Here is a 2,933-nt window from a genome sequence, read left to right on the forward strand (position 1 = left end):
GAGCGAGATCTGGTCCCCCGACACGGTGATCTGCTGCTCCGGCAGCGGGTCGGTGGCCGGGCCGTTGGCCACCGACCCGTCCTCGATCTTGAACTTGCTGCCGTGGCAGGGACAGTCGATGGTGCCGTTCTCCACCTTGTCCACCGGGCAGCCCTGGTGGGTGCACGAGACGCTGAACGCCTTGAACTGGCCCTCCGCCGGCTGGACGATCACGACTTTCTGGTCCGCGAAGATCTTGCCGCCGCCGACGGGGATCTCGGAGGTCGTGGTCAGCCCCGCGTTCCCCGCGGGCGCGCCCGACGACGGGGCGCTGGACGGGGCCGGAGCGCTCGACTCCGGCGCCGCGGTCGTGGTGTCGCCGCCGCAGGCCGCCAGGGCGAGCGTCAGGCCGCCCGCGCCCACACCCGCGATCAGCGCTCTACGGCTCTTGAGGTCTTCTCCCATGCGCACAGCCAAGCGCACACAGGTGAGAAAAGAATGAAAGACGCCTTAGGCCAGCCTGATCTTGCCCCCGGACACATTGATCTTTTTCTCAGCCAGCGGCTCGCTGGCCGGACCCTGGACCACCGATCCGTCCTCGATGCTGAACTGGCTGCCGTGGCACGGGCAGTTGATCACGCCGTTGGAGACGCTGGCGACCGCGCAGCCCTGGTGGGTGCAGGTCGCGCTGAAGGCCCGGAACTCACCCTCCGACGGCTGGGTGACGACCACGTCCTGACTCTTGAAGATCTTCCCCTGGCCGCTGGGGATGTCGCTGGTGTCGGCCAGCGCCTTCGGCTTCTTCTTCGCCGGCTTTGTCGGCTCGTCCTCGGCGGGCTCCTCCAGCGAGTCCGCCGAGTCAGCGGAGTCCGTCGAGTCCCCCGCCGGCTCGGCCACCGGCGAGCCGTAACCGGCGCAGGCGCTGAGCACCGCGGCCAGGCCGGCCCCGCCCGCTCCGAACATCACCGCCCGGCGCGTCGTATCCGTCATGGTGCGTCCTCCCAGGTTCGGGTTTCACTTCAGGTACGGCGGCGAGCCGTTCACGGTTCAGCGTGCCGCGCCCCGACCCTGAGAACCACGCACAATTACTCGTTCAGACGACCACGATGCCGTCACCCTCGACCTTGACCTGGTAGGCGACCAGCTTTCCCGTGGCCGGGCCCTTCACGGCCGCACCGGTCTCCGCGTCGAACTCGCTGCCGTGGCAGGGGCAGGTCATGACGTTGTCCTTGGGCGTGCTGACGGCGCAGCCGCGGTGCGGGCAGGCCGCGCCGAACGCCTTGAAGACGCCTTCCGACGGCTGCGTCACCACGATCCTGTACTGCTTCACCACCGTGCCGCCGCCGACCGGGACGTCGGCGGTCTTCGCGATGACCTTGCCCTTGATGCCCGGCGCCTGCCGGTCCGTGCTCTCGCCGCCGCCGCACGCGGCCAGCGCCGCCACCCCGCAGGCGGCCATCCCCGCCGCGCCCAACGCCTGCCGCCGGCCGATCCCGGAGCCCCCGTTCACCGACATGCCCTCCGCTTCATGGCCTCCGCGTTACCGGCTTTTCACGATAGGGCCACCACCCGTCGCCCTCCTTTTCGCCCCCGGGGTGACGACGGCGCCGTCACTCCGGGGCCGACCGGCACGGGGCCGCGCCGCAGACGTCGGCCACCACGCCCGTCTTGAGGAAGACGGCCTTCTGCAGCTGGGCCGCCGGGGTGCGGCGGGGGTCCTCGTGCGGGTCCGTGCCGTGCGTGCCCTGCGCCGGCGGGGTGTTGGTGAGCGGCGGTGACGGAGTGCCGCTGTCCCACACCACCAGCGCCGACCCCGCGTGCGCGGCGCGGAAGCCGCGGATGCCCCAGTACGGCTCGCGGTCCGGGGAACGGCCGGGCGCCAGGGCGGGGAGCCGGACCCGGGCGCCGATGGTGCGCGCCTCGACCTCGGCCGTCACCGTGGCCACCTGGTGGTCGCCGTACGCCACCTGCATGAGCACCCGGTGCCGGGGCGTGCCCGGGTACGGGTCGTCCGTCATGTGGGCGGCGTACCCGTTGGCCTCGCCGCGGTCCCACAGCATCTGCATGAGCGCGAGGATGACCTGCTGCTCCATCCTGTCGGGGTAGCTCCGGTCGAACGCCGCCTGGAAGGGCGCGGCGTCGGAGCTGCGGTTGAACAGCGTGCTGTAGTTCATGCCGGTCACGCCGAGCACGCCGCGCCGAAGGTCCGGGGAGAGCGCGACGAGCGCGCCGCCGAAGATGCCGCCCTGGCTGTTGCCGTCGTAGACGAGTTCGGCGCGGGTGTCGAGGAGCGGCCGTCCGCGCTCGTTCCTGAAGGCGGCGTGGGCGGTGAAGCCGTCGCGGGCCGTCATGGCGCGCCCCAGGAACATGAAGTTCAGGAAGCCCTGCTGGGTACGGTCAGGCACCGTATGGAAGCGTGACATGTCGGTGAACGTGCCGATGACGTGGGGAATGTCCTCGTCGGCCATGCCGATCCACTTCGTGGCGCAGAACACGAACCCGTGCCGCTGCGCCATCGTCCTGACGTTCGACGCGCCCACCTCGGTGTGCCTGCCCAGCAGCCCGTGCCCGTACAGGGCGGGCCTGGCCGGACGGGTGAAGGCGACCCGGGGGATCTCGCACCGGAACGCCGCCACCTGCTCGTTGCCGGGCAGCCTCGCGGGCCGTCCGTCGGAGCCGTAGTTCAGGCCGGAGCCGGGCGGCCCGCCGGGCCGGTCGAGGTAGCTGGGCACCCGGAACGTGCCCTCCACCCGCCGCGCGATCCTGTCGTCCTGCTCGGGGGTCAGGTCGGTGACGGCCGTCACCTCGTACGGGGGAGCGTGCCCGCCCAGCTCGCCCAGGGCCTCGTCGCGCATGGCGAGGGCCCGGCCGGCCAGGTTGCGCTCACTGGCCACGGTGAAGTCCCAGGCGAGGTGGAGCCCGTCGGCGCGGACGCCGTGGCGGCGCAGCGCCCG

The 2,933-nt window shown here is 71.8% G+C and carries 4 protein-coding genes; all 4 read right to left on the reverse strand.

Annotated features, from left to right (window positions below; all coding sequences use genetic code 11):
• The coding region (locus tag OUY22_RS36360) for a Rieske (2Fe-2S) protein (protein ID WP_270159862.1) at window positions 1-444 on the reverse strand (444 nt) is incomplete at its 3' end.
• Window positions 445-489: 45 nt separating this feature from the next.
• Window positions 490-969, reverse strand: a complete 480-nt coding sequence (locus tag OUY22_RS36365; protein WP_270159863.1) for a Rieske (2Fe-2S) protein — start codon at window positions 967-969, stop codon at window positions 490-492.
• 103 nt (window positions 970-1,072) lie between these two features.
• Entirely contained in the window at window positions 1,073-1,495 is a 423-nt protein-coding gene (locus OUY22_RS36370; protein WP_270159864.1) for a Rieske (2Fe-2S) protein, read from the reverse strand.
• Window positions 1,496-1,589: 94 nt separating this feature from the next.
• Window positions 1,590-2,933: hypothetical protein (locus tag OUY22_RS36375; protein ID WP_270159865.1), on the reverse strand; the 1,344-nt coding region annotated here is incomplete at its 5' end.

The organism is Nonomuraea corallina (assembly GCF_027620315.1).
GTDB classification, from domain to species: Bacteria; Actinomycetota; Actinomycetes; order Streptosporangiales; family Streptosporangiaceae; genus Nonomuraea; species Nonomuraea corallina.